Source organism: Microbulbifer sp. Q7 (assembly GCF_001639145.1).
GTDB lineage: Bacteria > Pseudomonadota > Gammaproteobacteria > Pseudomonadales > Cellvibrionaceae > Microbulbifer.
Window position 1 is genome coordinate 1,163,899 of sequence record NZ_LROY01000001.1, and the last position, 16,010, is coordinate 1,179,908.

Below are 16,010 nucleotides of genomic sequence, written 5' to 3' on the forward strand. Positions count from 1 at the left end.
GGATAAACGCCGTCTAAGTCACACGCTGAAAATTCCTCCACATTTAGAGTTCATTCAGCGCTGGCATTTTTGGGTTCCTCTCGAAGTCAAACAGCGCCGGTTAGTTCTATTGATGGATGATGGTTGTCACTCCTGTGAGAAATTCCATCTAATTTAGATTTTGTTTAAGGTTTTTTTTCCTTAAGAGGAAGTTATGAAGTTTAAAATTTTGATTTTGCTCTGCTCATTGCTGCTCGTGGCCTGTAAAGAAGAGCCGAAGAAGGAGCTTGATATCGAAGAGCCTGCGCCGGAGGTCACCGAGAACGATCCCCCAGCAGACGATGACTCCGATAACGATGGGGTCAATAACGATGAAGACGACATTGATGACGAGACCGATGGATCTGAAGATGATCAAAGTAGCGATCCCGACGAAACTGAAAGCGAGAGCCCTCCCGGTAGTGATATCCCTCCTGAGGAGGATACTACTGCTTACTCCGACCAGTTTTGGCTGGATTTCGACTGCGGAGAGAACTGCCAGAGTACCAATCTGAGTTCAAAGTTCAGCGAGTCGTCGTATGCTCAAGTTGAGCTATTAGTGAAACCTTCGAGTTTGGATTCAATTGATGTCACCGAGATCAGCAGTGATTCCGTAGTTTCAAATGCCGAAACCAGATACCTGGCGAATGACATTCGGGTCGAGTCTCTCGGGAATGGGCTGGTCAAGGTTACGAACAATACATCAAGAAGTTTTTCATCCATTCTTGTAATGCGCTCTACGGATGCTGGTTCCTCTCCTCTGAAGATTACATTCGATAGTGTTTTGAAAGATTTTTCCAGCACAACCTACTCTGGCGTGCCCGAAGGAATTTTGGAGTATGTAGAGACTGCGCCAATACTAAATGCCGATATCTCCTATCGTGGAAAGACCGAAAGTTGTGATGAACCGAGATCTGGGGATGAGTCGTGGTCTTGCGTGCGCCATCCAACTCTGGAAGAACAGAAAACCTTGAAGGCGCTATCGGCAAACATCAAATGGTTTATGAATACTTATCACCTGCCCGATGTGCTCGATGCTTTTGCCTTTGAGCAGGCATATATGGGATTTACACCTGGAAGTGGTGAGGTATGTAGCAGATTCGAGAACTGTGGAGTAAAGCACTCCGTTAGCGAATCCATGATGCGTTACTTGTTCAGTCTGGCCTCTAGTGGTCACAGGTTGGATGTCGGTAAATTGGAGACCTATAAGAAGGGTTGGGTGGGCTTGGGCGGCGGAAGAATGCCGAACCAATTTTGGGGAGAGGGCCGTTCCGGCTTTGCCAGTCTAGCAAAGGCGAATTCAGTCTTTAAGGGCAACTATGTGACCTATATGCATGAACTTGGTCATGCTTTAGGGTTTAATCATCACACTGGCTTTACCTATGGTTTCCCGCATTTTGCCGCGAATTATGTGGATGATCTGCTTGGGGAAAAGCAAGCTGTGGAAAGTGTGCCACCTGAAGTTTTTCTTTCAAAGGGCTGGCGCGATGGAAATTTATATTTGAAGGTCTATTCTGCTACGGATCTATCAGAGAGAAAGTTGAAACTGCAGGCGCTCAGTATGACAAAGTTCAGTGCGAGAGCGTATGTTTCGACAAATGGTGAATCTATAAAAGTCGTGTTCTCAGATGCGCCCAAACAGCGTTTGCTTGTCCGAATATTCTCTGGCCAATCTGATCTAATAATGACTAAGGATGTTGCGCCAGGAATGCTGATGTTGGACAAGAGGTCAACTGAAGAGTTGCTGGTTATAAATGATGGCATCTTAAATGAAATAGTGGCGAAACAAGATTTGCTTAAGTCCGGTATCGAGAAGTCTCCCAATAAGCTAAAAACGCTTTGTGCGCGACTTTTTCGGGAGAGCGATGGATTGACCATTCCTACGGCAGATGAGTTGACAATGTTGTCTGCGAATTCGCATTACTATGACAGCTTTGAAAGTGAACCCTTTTACTCTAGTGGAGGGGGTGATGGTAGCGACAGTGGGACGTTTAATTTCGCGACTCTGGTTTTCACCAAGACGCCCACAAATGAGCCGATCACAACGATTAATTTAGGCTGTAAGACATCGATATAGTTAGAGGTTTATACAAAACAAACAGTAAAAAAGCCCCTTGTGGGGCTTTTCTTGTAAGCAGAGTAATCTGCATTTTACTGGCCTGGCTTTCGAGAAAATGCGCTGAGTCAACGGATTTTGTTAATAGATTTCGTCTCTGATGTGGACGTCAAGCCTGCATTAATCTATCTGGCGCAACCGGGTGTGGCTCGTCTGACGCGCATAGCGCAGGCGTGGAAGTATCGGCCAGAACGGCATATTTTTGTCGGGAAATAAATTTTTTCGGGTTACAAGGCAAGTTGAAATTCGGTCCGAGAGCTAAGGGTTGGCTTTGGTGCTAAGTGCCAACCCTACTTGATCACGTAATTATTCCGCTGAACGTTTATCCCTTTAGTTGGCGATCTCGCGCTACTGGAAAAATCTACCACTAGTAGTTGGGCACCTACGGTATGGCTTCAAGTGTTTTAGCTTCGGTAGGTCGATCTTTTTCTGTGTCTATTGCCTGCGCTGCAACGGTATTGAGCGCTCTGAACGATGTGCGTGTGAAATAGAACAGCCAGAATACGATGCCGGCGAACTTGGCGCCGTCCTCCAGTAGGAATGGGTCGGGCAGCCAGGAGAAGGAATTTTTGTCGATAAACACAGACATGGCGAAGAAACCGCCGGCTATGCCGAAGAGTATAAATTCGGATCGAAGGATAATCTTCCAGAATCGCACCAGGTAGATCGCCATCAAGGTTGCGTAGCTCAGTAGTATATAGCGCTCGCGAATGTTGAGAAAATGCGGCGCGATTTCCTCATGGAACAGAAACAGGTCGTCCAATAGTAGCAGCAGGGTAAAGGCGCCAGAAGCGCGCAGGAATTGACCCCAGGGAAGTGCTTGGGGGTTGCGTGTCAGCAGGCTGCCGGAAAATACGCAAATAGCGGCGGCTGCGCTCCAGAGAAGAATTCCCGTGTTCGACAGAACCCCTACGTAAAATTCCCCTTTCAGAACCGCGGTGGGGTCGCGCGTCAAGGTACCAATGGCGATGCCGTTGGTTTGTGCAATGGCGTATAGCAGCAATAGCACTCCGAGCGTGGAGCAGCCGACGGCCAATAGCGGAATTTTCAGCGTTTTCAGCTGAAATAGTGCCTGTGTCAGCAGAAGACCGCGAGCGTTTGAGTTGTGGGATTGCTCTTGCATAGGCGTGCCTGTAAATCCTTTTCACGGCAAACATGAATATCCGTGCTACAGGCGTTTGGGGATTCTGAATGCGGCATTAAACGACCCGGAGCACGCGGATTCGCACCAGATCCTTGGCGCGAGTATTGGCTGTGGCACTCATGGCTTCCGACTGAAGATTACTTGGGAAGCATTGGCCGCTCAAAGTATAGACAGGTTTATTTGGAGTGCTGTTTTCTACCGGCTCGTCAAATGGCCCGTCTTGACATAAATTAATGCGCCGTCTTCTTTGGTAAATGGGGTGTGCTGACTGAGGTGCGGGCTGCGTAGCCAGGATCCCTTGGGGTAGCTTCCGTGCTCGTCGTGGAAGGTACCTTCCAATACGAAGATCTCCTCGCCACCCCAGTGTTGATGCGGATTGAAGCGCGTATTAGGTGCCCACTTCACGAGCGCGACATGTTCTCCCTGGAATTCGTGCAAAGGCATGACTTGTAGGCCATCCACCAGGCCCGGCAGCCAGGGTTGTGTATTGGTATCAATCACCTTCTGTTGCGTGTCGGCTTGGTCGAACTGGTGCAGTTTGACGAAAATGGTCGCGCCTTCTTTGCCGATTCTAGGGGTGTGAGCCGTGCCGATGGGGTTGCGCACATAGCTGCCCTTTCCGTAGTCCTGGTGCTCGTCCGAAAATACGCCATCCAGAACAAAAAATTCTTCTCCGCCGGAATGCTCATGGGGTGAAAATTCACTGAAGGGCTGATAGCGCACAATGGAGGTCGCTCTTGCTACCTCGTCGCCAATTCTGTCGAGCATCATGCGCTCAACGCCGGGCATGGGAGAATCTACCCATTGGTACTGGTCTGGCCGAATCACAACCCGTTCATTGAAATCTGCATTGATTTTCGTGGCCATGGTTAACCCTGTGGTTGTTCAAGGTGGGTCTTTATAAAACGGATCCTGAGTAATTGCCAGATTGTAACCGCGGTCACGATATTGAGCCCTAGCTGGGATCAGATGGTCTACAGCGTGGACGATTGCCTTCATGCGACCTCGTCGTCGCGATTTTCCAGCGATTGCTTGTAGAGCGACTTCTTTGGCTGTGCGAAAACACGTCTGAGCATGGGTTCGAAGAATGACAGGGGCAGGATTTCACCATTGGCATCGAAGGCCGGTGCATCGTATCGGGATATGAACTGCATGGTGCGCGCGTAATACTCATGCTCGCGGAAGTTGTCTCGCAGGTTGCGATCCATTCCCAGGTAGTGAAAGAAGTAGTATCCCTGGAAGATTGCGTGATGCTTGATCATCCAGTGGTTAGCGTCACTCACGAATGGCTCCAGTATTGCCGCGGCGACATCCGCGTGGTTGTAACTGCCGAGCGTGTCGCCGATGTCATGCAGTAAGGCACAGACAATATATTCCTCGTCTTTGCCATCACGATAGGCGAGGGTGGCTGTTTGCAGGCAGTGCGTCAGGCGGTCCACGGGGAAGCCGCCGAAGTCACCTTCGAGTAACTTGAGGTGTCTAATAATACGGTCCGGCAGTGCCCGAGCGTAGGAAAGGAACGCATCGGCGATACACTTCCAGTCTTCCGCGCTGCCGTCTTTCATATGGGTGAATGCAGCGCGCGTGCGCACGTTGTTTTCCATGTTGGTTAACCTCTCTATTCTGCAGGCGAGTGGAAGTGTGAGCGCTGTTATCTGCGATAGCTGGGATCAATGCGATCCAGTTTACGCAGCAGTGCGGGCCAGGCGACCTTGCCACCCTGGTTGCTGGTGACCTTGTTTCCTTCGCTGACAATTTTGTCAATGATTGGCTGGGGCACCGGTGTTAAGGGGCGATTGCCAGCAAGGGCCGCTACCTGGATTTCGCAGGCCTTTTGCAGGATGAACATAAAAAGGAATGTGTCGGCAATGGAGGAGGCACAGGTAAGCAGGCCGTGATTGCGCAGGATCATAAAGTTGGCTTCACCGAGATCTCTGACCAGCCGTGCCTTTTCGTCTTCGCGGACAGCGATTCCTTCATAATCGTGATACGCCAGGCTGGAGAGTGGAAACAGCGATTGCTGGGATAGAGGCAAAAGCCCCTCGCTGTGGGCGGCGACGGCAACCCCCTCCACCGTATGAGTATGCATTACACACTGCGCATCCTCGCGCGCCTGGTGAATGCAGCTGTGGATGGTGAAACCCGCAGGATTGACGGGGAATGGACTGTCATCCACCTTGTCGCCGTTCAGGTCGATCTTGACCAGACTGGACGCGGTAATCTCATCGAACAGGCAGCCAAAAGGGTTGATCAGGAAATGGTGGTCGGGGCCGGGAATCCGGACCGACAGGTGCGTGAATACGATTTCGTCCCAGCCGTAGTGAGCGATCAGCCGGTAGGCCGCGGCAAGGTCAACGCGTAACTGCCATTCTTCGGCACTTACCTTCCCTTCGAGCGATGGCAAGGCATCCAGATTTTGGGCCATGAGCGACTCTCCTTCATCGGTTTGTTGTTATGCTCTGGGCTTTAGTTTAAAAGCCATCGGCCGCTGATGACTGTCAACTTTTTTACACTTCTGGTGAGATCACCGTATGAGTGACACTTTTTCCATTCTCGAAAGCTGTCCGTTGCTCGGTGGCCTCGGTGATGTGGCAAAGCGGGAATTGACCGGTGTGTGCCGCTCCCGCCAGTACGCGGCGGGAGAAGTCATCTACCTTCCGGCATCGCAGCAAAGTTCCCTGTGTATCATTGCTTCAGGGCGGGTGCGTATCTGCTCCAGCAATGCCAGTGGCCGGGAAGCGATTCTGGCGATTTTGGATGTGGGGGCCTGGTTTGGAGATACGATATTCTCGCCGGGCATGCCGCGGGTATTTGGTGCGACCGCACACGATGACTGTCAGCTAGTGGAGATACCGGGTGACGGCTTACGCACATTGCTGCAGCGCTTCCCGGAGGGCTATGCCGTGGCGCTGGATCAGGTGAGCCGCCGGCTTTGGTCGACCATGTCGGTGATTCAGGACGATGTGCTGCGCGGTACTGAGGCGCGTATCGGCCGTCGACTATTATTTCTCGCACAAATGCACAACCGCAGCGACGACCAGGGCGTCGCAGTGAGCTTTTCACTCACCCGGGAGCTTTTGGCCAACATGATGGGGATGACGCGTCAGGGCGTCCATCGTGTACTTAAAAATATCGAGTCGGCAGAACTGATTGAATTTCATTACGGTCGCGTCACCATTTTTGACACGGCACGCCTGCAGGCGTATGTGGACGGGCTGGATTGATCCGGCCCGTCGATCAGCTGCTCCGTTCTCAGCTCAGCTCTGCTGCGGGTTTTTCGTTATCCGCCAGAGGTTCCGCTGCCGCGTCCTTCTTCACAATGTGGCGCCCAAAAGAGACCAGTAGAAAGCCGATTGGAAACATAATCACACCGTAGATCGCAGAGGGTACCGACATGTCGTTGGAGTGCAGCAGTGTCAGGGTTACCATCAGCCCCAGCGTGCCGTTCTTGATGCCCAGCTCCGTCGCGATGGCGAGTCCCTCACGCTTACCCAGTCCCACCAGTTTCGCACTCAGCAGCCCGAGGCCGATCCCCAGAATATTCAGGGCAAGGGTGGCGGGACCGGCCTGTACCATCAGGTCGAGAAAACGATCGCGAATACCGTAGACAATGCCGATAACCAGCAATGCCAGAACCAGACCGCCAAAAATGCTCACCCCGCTCTCGGCGCGGGCGGCGAGGGATGGCCGCAGTGTCTTGATCAGCATACCGATGGTTACTGGCAGCAATACGATGAATGAAAGCATCAGCACCGTTTTCAGAAAGGGCAGGGTGATGGGCTGCTGGGCGCCGTAGTAGAGCTCCAGGGCATAGTTGGCGAAGACCGGCAGAGTCATGATGGTGATCATGCTGGCGGAGATGGTGAGAACGATGGATAGCGCCACATTACCGCGCGCGAGCAGCGTAAACAGGTTGGATGTGGTACCGCCCGGGCAGGCGGCGATGATCACCAGTCCCACCGCCATGGCTGGGGGTAGCGAGAGTGCCCAGGCCAGGGCAAACGCCGCAGCGGGCATCAGCAGGATCTGTGCGATGGTCCCAAGGACCAACCCGCCAGGCCGGACGGTTACCTGGTGAAAGTCACGTGCAGTAAGCGTCATACCAATGCCGATCATGATGATAAACAGGGCAATCGGCAGGCCGTACGAAATCAGAGGGCTCGATTCCATGGGAAAACTCCGGAAATTATTATTAGATGTTTTTTATATAGCCTAAAAACGCTATGTGCATAGCAATTGGCATTCTAGAGAACCCCTCGGAGGCGAGAATGTCAACGGTTTTACATTTCGTGCGGATTCCACCAAGCCCCGGATGCGGGGGGCTGGTGGCCCGGGTAAGGCGCGAAACAGCTTCGGTGTTGGTATTTTGGGCGAGACCGTGGAAATAAAACTGGGCAGTCCGTTGCGCTGTGTTATAGTGCCGCGGCTGGCATTAATGCCAGTTGCGTCATCTGTAGGCCGGAGTGATTTTCGGCTCATTTCTGGAACACTGTGCTAATCAGTGTGTCCGATTCCTCTCTACTGAATGCCGCACCCTGCCGAAGAAGAATTTTCGGCTAACGCCTTTGGCGGCAACCAATCTCATTTCGTGGAACATCGGCCCTGACTCTGAACCTGAGAGGGGCGCGGCGGAATGAGCATTCCAATTTTTGCCCGGAGCAACAGGCTCGGGCGTAACGCGGGTCGGTGCGATTGTTCAGCCGGCCGCTCTCAAGTAAGAAATTCTATGCTTTTTGAAGATCTCGGCCTCGCGCCGGAAATCGCGCGCGCTGTTGCGGAACAGGGCTATTCCAAACCGACTCCGATTCAGGAACAGGCCATTCCGGTGGTCATGCGCGGCGGCGACGTGATGGCCGCCGCCCAGACGGGCACCGGTAAAACCGCCGGTTTCACCCTGCCGCTGCTGCACAAGCTGAGTGCCGGCGAACGCGCGCGTAATAACCAGGTGCGCGCACTGGTGCTGACACCGACCCGCGAACTGGCGGCGCAGGTGTTCGACAACGTGCAGAGCTACAGCCAGTACCTGCCCATGCGCCACTCGGTGGTATTTGGCGGGGTGAAGATCAACCCGCAGATGATGCGCCTGCGCGGTGGTGCGGACATTCTTGTCGCTACCCCCGGCCGTCTGCTGGACCTCTACAACCAGCGTGCAATCAAGTTTGACCAGCTGGAAACCCTGGTGCTGGACGAAGCCGACCGTATGCTGGACATGGGCTTTATCCACGACATCAAGAAAATCCTGCGCGCACTGCCGCCCAAGCGCCAGAACCTGCTGTTCTCCGCGACCTTCTCTCCGGAAATCCGCACCCTGGCCAAGGGCCTGGTGAATGATCCGGTCGAGATCGACGTAAGCCCGCGCAACACCACCACCAAGACGGTGCAGCAAAAGCTGCACCCGGTGGACAAGTCGCGCAAGGCGAATTTGCTGTGCCACCTGATCAAGGAAAACGGCTGGCACCAGGCGTTGGTATTCAGCCGCACCAAGCACGGCGCCAACCGTCTGGCCAAACAGCTGGAGCAGAACCGGATTCCCGCAGCGGCGATTCATGGCAACAAAAGCCAGAATGCGCGTACCAAGGCACTGGCGGACTTCAAGGCGGGCAAGGTACAGATTCTGGTGGCGACGGATATCGCCGCGCGCGGAATCGATATCGACCAGCTGCCACAGGTAGTGAACTTTGATCTGCCGAATGTGCCGGAAGATTATGTGCATCGCATCGGCCGTACCGGCCGCGCCGGTGCCAGCGGCCAGGCGGTTTCCCTGGTTTCGGCCGATGAAGCCAAGCAGTTGTGGGATATCGAAAGGCTGATCAAGAAGCCGATCGAGCGCGAAGAGATTGAGGGCTTCGAGCCCGATCACCAGCTGCCGGCATCCGGTGGCAAGCCCGGCAAGGGCAGTCAGGTGCGTCGTGGCGGCGCGAGCAAGCCTTCCGGCAACAAGCCGGCAGGCGGCAAGCGCGGCGGCGGTGGCCGCAACTCGGATAACCGCAGCTCTGGTGGCCGTGCGGCAGATGGCCGCTCAGAGGGTCGCTCAGAGGGCCGTGGCGGCAATCGCTCTGGCAACACCGGTAACTCGGCGGATGGTAACGGTGCCGCGAAGCCCGGGCAGCGTCGACGTCGCCCGCAGCGGCGCACGCAGACGGCGTAAATGCCGCAATCCAAAAAAGGCGATCATTGATCGCCTTTTTTGTGCCTGCCGGTTACTGCTTTTTCTGGCTTGCGAAATAATCCAGAGTCAGCTGCGTGAGCGTTCTGGTACCAACCGCCAGTGCACTCTCATCCACATAGAAACGCGGCGAATGGTTGCTGGGGGCGGTGGCGGGGTTGGTACCCTTAGGCGTTACCCCGAGGAAGTAATAGAAGCCGGGGATTTCGTTGGCGAAGAAGGAAAAATCTTCGGCACCGGTAATTTTCGGGATCACCATGACATTCTTGTCGCCCGCGGCGGCTTTGAGTGTGGAGATCGCGGCTGCGGTCAGCTCCGGGTTGTTCACGGTCACCGGATAACCTTCGAGGATTTCCACCTCTGCGGTTGCGCCGCTGCTTTCGGCGATTTTCTCCGCGGTCACTTTCAGGCGTTTGAAAATCTCCTGGCGGTTATCCATGTCAAAGTTGCGGATGGTGCCGTTCAGGTAAACGCTGTCGGGGATGATGTTGTTACGCACTCCACCGTCGATCACGCCGTAGGAGACCACCGCCGGCTCCTTGGTGATGTCGATCTGGCGGCTTACCAGGGTCTGGGTACCCATAACGATCTGTGCCGCGGCGGTGATCGGGTCAACCCCGCCCCAGGGGCGTGAGCCGTGGGTCTGGCGGCCCTTCACGTTGATGCGGAATTCGTCGGAGCTCGCCATCAGCGGCCCGGAGCGGTAGCCGATCACGCCCACCGGCAGGCTGGAGGTCACGTGCTGGCCAAAGGCCACATCCGGTTTGTATTTCTTGAACAGACCCTCTTTCAGCATCAGCTCTGCGCCACCTTCCTCACCGTCCGGTGCGCCCTCTTCGGCGGGCTGGAAGATAAACAGAACGTTGCCGGCCAGCTCATCGCGCATGTCGGACAGCACCTGCGCCGCGCCCATCAGCATGGCAACATGGGTGTCGTGGCCGCAGGCGTGCATCACACCCACTTGCTCGCCGTTGTATTCGGTCTTTGCTTTCGATGCGAAGGGAATATCCACCTGTTCGGTCACCGGCAGTGCATCCATGTCTGCGCGCAGCGCAACGGTGGGGCCGGGCTTGCCGCCCTTGAGCAGGGCGACCACACCAGTGTGGGCAACGCCGGTTTCCACTTCCATACCCAGTGATTTCAGGTGGGCGGTAATGTACTTGGCAGTTTCGAATTCGCGATTGCCCAGTTCCGGGTTCTGGTGCAAGTGGCGACGCCACTCGATTACTTTAGGCTCCGCCTGTACCAGCCGTTGGTCGGCATCGCCGGATTGCGCATGTGCAGTGGAAATGGAGGTGGCAAAAGCCAGGGAGGAGAGAGAAAGGGCTATTAGTGTTTTTTTCACCGGTGGAATCCTGTGTTGCAGTACATGGCCAGCCGTGAAGCAAACCATGCACTGCAAACGGAATCAATCCTTATGGCCCGGTGTTACATGGTGAAGTAGGTCGCCGCGCCCGGTCCAACCGGCATGCCGGCGACAAATACCCACAGGAAGAACAGCGCGGTCCAGCCGATAAAGAAGAAGATCGAATAGGGAATCATGGTGGCAATCAGGGTGCCCATGCCCAGATCTTTCTTGTAACGGGTGGCGAAAGACACAATCAGGCCGAAGTAGCTCATCATCGGGGTGATGATATTGGTGACCGAATCGCCGATCCGGTAGGCGGCCTGGATGACCTCGGGCGCATAGCCCAACAGCATCAGCATGGGTACAAAGATTGGCGCGGTGACCGCCCATTGCGCGGAGGCACTGCCGAGGCTCAGGTTCACGATGCCACACATCATGATGAAGAACACAAACAGCACAGGGCCGGTGAGACCGATGCTCTGCAGGGCCTCGGCGCCCAGTACCGCAAAGATGGTGCCCAGGTTGGTCATCTTGAAGAAGGCCACAAACTGGGCAGCAAAGAACACCAGCACGATGTACATGCCCATGGTGCCCATGCTCTTGGACATGGCATCGATCACATCGCGGTCATTCTTCATGGTGCCCACGGTCTTGCCGTAGACGAAGCCGGGGATCGCAAAGAACACCACAATCAGTGCCACGATGCCTTTCAGGAAGGGGGAGCCAGATACCAGACCGGTTTCCTGATTGCGCAGTACGCCCCACTCGGGAACGATGGTGAGCGCCAGCAAACCGCACACACCCAGTACCGCCAGGCCGGCAAACTTCAAGCCGCGTTTTTCCTCGGTGGTCAGCTGGGTCATCTTGTCCTGGGACAGGTCGACGGAGGCCTCGCTGTTGTCGTATTTGCCCAGTTTGGGTTCGACGATGGCGAGGGTTACCCAGCTGCCCAGGCCGGTGATCAGGAAGGTGCTGATGATCATGAAGTACCAGTTCACCTCCGGGCCCACCACATAGTTGGGGTCGATCATATGCGCGGCGGATTCGGTGATGCCGGACAGCAGCGGGTCTACGGTGCCCAGCAGCAAGTTTGCGCTGTAGCCGCCAGAGACACCGGCGAAGGCGGCGGCGAGGCCGGCCAGGGGGTGCCGGCCCAGGGAGTGGAAGATCATCGCCGCCAGCGGGATCAGCACCACGTAACCGAGTTCGGAGGCGGTATTGGAGATGATGCCGGCAAACACCACGATCACCGTGACGGTGCGCTTGGAGGCCTTCAGCACCATGCCGCGCACGGCGGCGGATAGCAGGCCGGAGTGCTCGGCAATGCCGACACCCAGCAGGGCGACCAGCACCGTGCCCAGCGGCGCGAAGCCGGTGAAGTTGGTCACCAGCGTGGTGACAATGGTTCTGAGCCCCTCCCCGGACAATAGGTTGACCACGTGGATGACGCCGTCCGCGGCGCGACCAGCGGCACCCACCGGGCGCGGGTCATCCACCGACAGGCCGAAAAAGGCCGCGATACCACTCAGAATCACCACGCCCACGGCGAACATGGCAAACAGGGTAATCGGGTGGGGGAGCAGGTTACCCAGCCATTCCACGGTATCGAGGAAGCGGGTAAAGGCGGTTTTCTTACCGTTGCCGGCGGGCTGGATGTCACTGGGGGAGGTGGATGTCGTCATTATTTCTCCTGTGAGGTTGCCTGCCGGCCAAAAAATGATCAATTGGCGCGCAATCATACATGAAAAATGACAGCGATGCCTTTTGGGGCGGCGATTCCGGTTTTTATGTTCTGGCTGCCGCGATTTCGGGCAATCTTCCGCCCAATTATCGGTGCAACAGGGGGCATGCTGCCAGTGAGCTGGCACAGAAAGCAATCTTTGTCAGCGGGCTTGGGGAGGCGTCCGGTGGGTGGGAGGCGCAGGGCTGGGGCGTGCCTGCGGGCATCGGGGTGCCCGCAGACGCCGGAAATCAGAACTTGTAGCCGAGGCCGATCGAATACACGAACGGATCGATATCCACATCCGTGGTAATGCGCGTGTTGGCGCCCTGGGTGGTGCGGAAGTCGATCTTCGCCTTGGTGTCGATATCCAGGTACCACACAGCGGCGTTGAACAGCCAGTTGCTGTCGCGGCCAAACATGATGTCGATACCCACCTCGCCGGCGAGACCCCAGGAGTCATCCAGCTTCAGGCTGGCATTGCTGGAGGCATTGAGCACATCCTCAAAGTAGTCCTGGGCGACGTTGCTGATGTCTTCATCCATAAAGGTGGTGAAGTTGACGCCGATACCCACATAAGGCTGTACCCAGGACTCTTTGCACACCGGGAACCACTGCACGGTGAGCGTGGGTGGCAGGTGCTCGATACTGCCCAGGTCCACCTTGCCCAGCAGGTCGCCGGGATTATTCGGGTCAGGCAGCCCACCGACGGACAGATCGTGCTCGAACGGCAGTGCGACCAGCAGGCCGAGGCCAAAATGATCGGCAAACAGCCAGGTGCCGGTGAAGGTGGCGCTGTCACCATCGTCCACGTACACCCGGGTATCCAGCAGGTCGACGGTGTTGTCGATACGCAGCAAGTCGGAATCGTCATCGGGGTCTACCAGGCCCCAACCGATACGGACGATGACATCGCCCTGCTCGTAATCGGCAAGACACTGGCTGGCGCCGAGGGTGGCGGCGAGTGCAACGGCGGTAAAGGTGGCGGCCTTCCTGGCTGCTTGCATAATTCACTCCTTGAACTTCGAAGGGTTTGGATACAACACTTTTAGTCTAGCTGCGGGTTTGATCGCGCAATATTTTTGCGTTTGTTTCGGTGTCAGCCTGCTGCCAGTTGTTCGGCGATCGCCTTGGCGCAATAATGTGATCACAAAATTGGATGCAATGGATGACAGCGGAGCGGCTATGAAGATTGGTGTTCTGAAGACCGACGATGTGCGCCCACAATTGGTGGGGGAGTTCGGTGAATACCCGGGGATGTTTGCGGACCTACTCAAGCGCGAAGATCCGTCTCTGGAATTTGTGACCTATGAGGTGCAGCACGGGCACTACCCGGAGGATATCGATGAGGTCGATGCCTACCTGATTACCGGCAGTAAAACCGGCGTGTACGATGACCAGCCCTGGATAGCGCCGCTGATGGCGTTTGTGCGGGAGCTACACGCGCACCGGAAGCCGACCCTGGGGATCTGCTTCGGGCATCAGCTGATCGCCCACGCGCTGGGTGGCGAGACCCGCAAATCGGAAAAAGGCTGGGGCGTGGGGGTGCATAGTTACGAGGTGCAGGAAACACCGTCGTGGATGGTGGAGCCGCAGGATTCTTTCAGTCTGCTGGTGAGCCATCAGGACCAGGTGATTAAGCCGGCGCCGGGCACCCGGGTGATCGCCTCCAGTGATTTCTGTCCTTACGCGTTGCTGCAGGTGGGTGAGCACATGCTGACCATGCAGGCCCACCCTGAATTTACCAAACCCTACTCCCAGGGGCTGATGGAGTTACGCAAAGAGGTCTTCGGGGAAGATATGGTCGAGAAGGGCAAGGAGTCCCTGACCAACGATATTCACACCAGCTCGGTGGCGCGCTGGATGCTGGCTTTTTTGAAGAACGCCTCTTAACCGGGGGTACACCTGACCCCGGAGGCGGGCGCGCCACCGGGGCAGGTCAATACACCCGCCTGCGGATGCCACGGGATACCCTCCGGTGTCTCTTTCCTTCTTTGCCTCTTTCTCTCTTTCTCCCTTTCTCCTTTTCTCTCTTTCTTACTTTTTCCTTTTTTCTTTTTTCTTTCCACGCAGCCGCAACCGGTCGCACAGCGGCACCGGCATCATTGCCGTTGCTATTCCGTCTCCCGGCTACGGTAGAGCCTTACGTCAAATGACGCATACCCCTCGCTCTGGAATCTTGTTTCCATTGGCCTTGAATCCAACCTGTCGTTGCCATCAGGCCAAGCGGCGGGTAGCAGCCGTCAGAGTGTGTATGAACCAACTCGCCGTACCAGATCCGAGAATGACCGACAACGTCGGCGCGCAGCGCTGGCATGCGGACCTGGAGCTGCAGTTTGCGCGTGGCCCTCGCGGCTGTCGCCTGGCGCGCAACCGGCATTCGGGGCCGTTGTATGTGCAAAAGCCCTTTTATCCAGAGGGTCCTGACCTGGCCCATGTGTATCTGTTGCACCCGCCGGGAGGGCTGGTTTCCGGGGACCGGCTGGATATTCGGGTACAGGTGCAACAAGACGCGGCGGCACTGGTCACTACCACCGGCGCCGGCCGGGTTTATCGCGCGCGCCACGATGGTTTGCTGCAGTGCCAGAGCACGGCGCTGCAGGTTGAAGCGGGGGCGAGCCTCGAGTGGTTGCCACTGGAGAATATTGCCTACCCTGGCGCCAATGGTGCCATGCACACGCGTGTTGACCTTGCCCAGGGAGCGCGTTTTGCGGGGTGGGAGGTTACTTCACTGGGCTTGCCCGCCTGCAATGCCCCGTTTGCCGATGGCACCCTGATACAGCGGCTGGAAATTTTTCGTGAAGGTACCCCCTTGCTGGTGGAATCCCTGCGGCTGTGCGGCGAGGAAATTTTACAGGCGCGTGCGGGCCTGCAGGGGCAGGCGGTGAACGGGCTTCTGGTGATGGGCCCATTCGATGCAGCGCTGGAAGAATCCGGGCTGGAGGAATGCCGGGACATGATCGCCGCACACAACCACACCGGCGTAGCGGGCATCACTTTGGTGGGCGAACTGCTGGTGGTGCGTGCACTGGGACGTTGCGCATTCGAGGTGCGCGGCCTGTTCACGGAATTATGGAAACGGTTGCGCCCGGAATGGCTGGGGCGCCCGCCCTGCGCTCCGAGAATCTGGCGCACTTGATGAAGATCCAACCACTTAGTTAGAGCAAACGCACTGCAGGTTTTGCATGGAATTATTGCCGAGAGAAAAAGACAAGCTACTGGTGTTTACCGCAGCCCTGCTTGCCGAGCGCCGGCTGGCGCGAGGTTTGAAACTGAATTATCCCGAGGCGGTCGCGCTCATTACCATGGAAATTATGGAAGGTGCGCGGGACGGCAAAAGTGTCGCCGAGTTGATGGGCTATGGCCGCGAGATTTTGAACGCGGACCAGGTCATGGAGGGCGTGCCCGAGCTGGTGCACGAAGTCCAGGTTGAAGCGACCTTCCCGGACGGCACCAAACTGGTCACCGTGCATAACCCAATCAGTTGATACAACCGAA

Annotated in this window: 15 protein-coding genes; 7 read left to right on the forward strand and 8 right to left on the reverse strand. The window is 56.1% G+C overall.

The features are described 5' to 3' along the window. Positions 1-193: 193 nt before the first annotated feature. Positions 194-2,095, forward strand: coding sequence for a hypothetical protein (locus AU182_RS04695; RefSeq protein ID WP_066961271.1), 1,902 nt, complete (start codon positions 194-196; stop codon positions 2,093-2,095). Between the two features lie 421 nt (positions 2,096-2,516). On the opposite strand, the gene AU182_RS04700 is transcribed toward AU182_RS04695, so the two are convergent. From AU182_RS04700 to AU182_RS04715, 4 genes are all read right to left on the reverse strand, one after another. Further along, positions 2,517-3,257 (reverse strand): hypothetical protein, encoded by a 741-nt coding sequence (locus AU182_RS04700; RefSeq protein WP_066961273.1) that lies wholly within the window; start codon positions 3,255-3,257, stop codon positions 2,517-2,519. A gap of 216 nt (positions 3,258-3,473) precedes the next feature. Further along, a complete protein-coding gene (locus tag AU182_RS04705; protein ID WP_066961275.1) occupies positions 3,474-4,145 on the reverse strand; it encodes a cupin domain-containing protein in 672 nt (223 codons plus the stop codon). A gap of 128 nt (positions 4,146-4,273) precedes the next feature. Beyond that, on the reverse strand, positions 4,274-4,882 hold the full coding sequence (locus tag AU182_RS04710) for an HD domain-containing protein (RefSeq protein WP_066961278.1): 609 nt from the start codon (positions 4,880-4,882) through the stop codon (positions 4,274-4,276). A gap of 47 nt (positions 4,883-4,929) precedes the next feature. After that, positions 4,930-5,703: a class II aldolase/adducin family protein gene (locus AU182_RS04715; protein ID WP_066961280.1), complete on the reverse strand. Its 774-nt coding sequence runs from the start codon at positions 5,701-5,703 to the stop codon at positions 4,930-4,932. A 106-nt stretch (positions 5,704-5,809) separates the two neighbouring features. Between AU182_RS04715 and AU182_RS04720 the strand changes: the two genes are divergently transcribed. Then, positions 5,810-6,502, forward strand: coding sequence for a Crp/Fnr family transcriptional regulator (locus AU182_RS04720; RefSeq protein ID WP_066961282.1), 693 nt, complete (start codon positions 5,810-5,812; stop codon positions 6,500-6,502). A gap of 28 nt (positions 6,503-6,530) precedes the next feature. Here the strand turns inward: AU182_RS04720 and AU182_RS04725 are convergent, their stop codons facing one another. Beyond that, positions 6,531-7,448 carry a bile acid:sodium symporter family protein gene (locus AU182_RS04725; RefSeq protein ID WP_066961285.1) on the reverse strand — a complete coding sequence of 306 codons (918 nt, stop codon included), beginning with the start codon at positions 7,446-7,448 and terminating at the stop codon, positions 6,531-6,533. 556 nt (positions 7,449-8,004) lie between these two features. Here AU182_RS04725 and AU182_RS04730 point away from each other — a divergent pair. Beyond that, positions 8,005-9,426, forward strand: a complete 1,422-nt coding sequence (locus tag AU182_RS04730; RefSeq protein WP_066961289.1) for a DEAD/DEAH box helicase — start codon at positions 8,005-8,007, stop codon at positions 9,424-9,426. Between the two features lie 52 nt (positions 9,427-9,478). Here AU182_RS04730 and AU182_RS04735 read toward each other — a convergent pair whose 3' ends face one another. Continuing rightward, on the reverse strand, positions 9,479-10,789 hold the full coding sequence (locus AU182_RS04735) for a M20 family metallopeptidase (RefSeq protein ID WP_066961292.1): 1,311 nt from the start codon (positions 10,787-10,789) through the stop codon (positions 9,479-9,481). Positions 10,790-10,872: 83 nt separating this feature from the next. Further along, complete coding sequence (locus AU182_RS04740) at positions 10,873-12,474, reverse strand: AbgT family transporter (RefSeq protein WP_066962179.1); 1,602 nt, start codon at positions 12,472-12,474, stop codon at positions 10,873-10,875. 59 nt (positions 12,475-12,533) lie between these two features. Between AU182_RS04740 and AU182_RS04745 the strand changes: the two genes are divergently transcribed. Beyond that, a complete protein-coding gene (locus tag AU182_RS04745) occupies positions 12,534-12,776 on the forward strand; it encodes a hypothetical protein (RefSeq protein WP_066961295.1) in 243 nt (80 codons plus the stop codon). Here the strand turns inward: AU182_RS04745 and AU182_RS04750 are convergent. Further along, the gene (locus tag AU182_RS04750; protein WP_066961298.1) at positions 12,764-13,519 is read right to left on the reverse strand and encodes an OmpW family protein; all 756 of its coding nucleotides are present in this window, start codon (positions 13,517-13,519) and stop codon (positions 12,764-12,766) included. The genes AU182_RS04745 and AU182_RS04750 overlap by 13 nt on opposite strands. Positions 13,520-13,697: 178 nt before the next feature. Here AU182_RS04750 and AU182_RS04755 point away from each other — a divergent pair, with 178 nt between their 5' ends. The 3 genes from AU182_RS04755 (at position 13,698) to AU182_RS04765 (ending at position 16,000) form a co-directional block, all read left to right on the forward strand. Then, complete coding sequence (locus tag AU182_RS04755; protein ID WP_066961301.1) at positions 13,698-14,405, forward strand: gamma-glutamyl-gamma-aminobutyrate hydrolase family protein; 708 nt, start codon at positions 13,698-13,700, stop codon at positions 14,403-14,405. A 361-nt stretch (positions 14,406-14,766) separates the two neighbouring features. Beyond that, positions 14,767-15,651, forward strand: coding sequence for an urease accessory protein UreD (locus AU182_RS04760; RefSeq protein WP_066961304.1), 885 nt, complete (start codon positions 14,767-14,769; stop codon positions 15,649-15,651). Positions 15,652-15,697: 46 nt separating this feature from the next. Next, on the forward strand, positions 15,698-16,000 hold the full coding sequence (locus AU182_RS04765) for an urease subunit gamma (RefSeq protein WP_066961307.1): 303 nt from the start codon (positions 15,698-15,700) through the stop codon (positions 15,998-16,000). Positions 16,001-16,010: the final 10 nt, after the last annotated feature.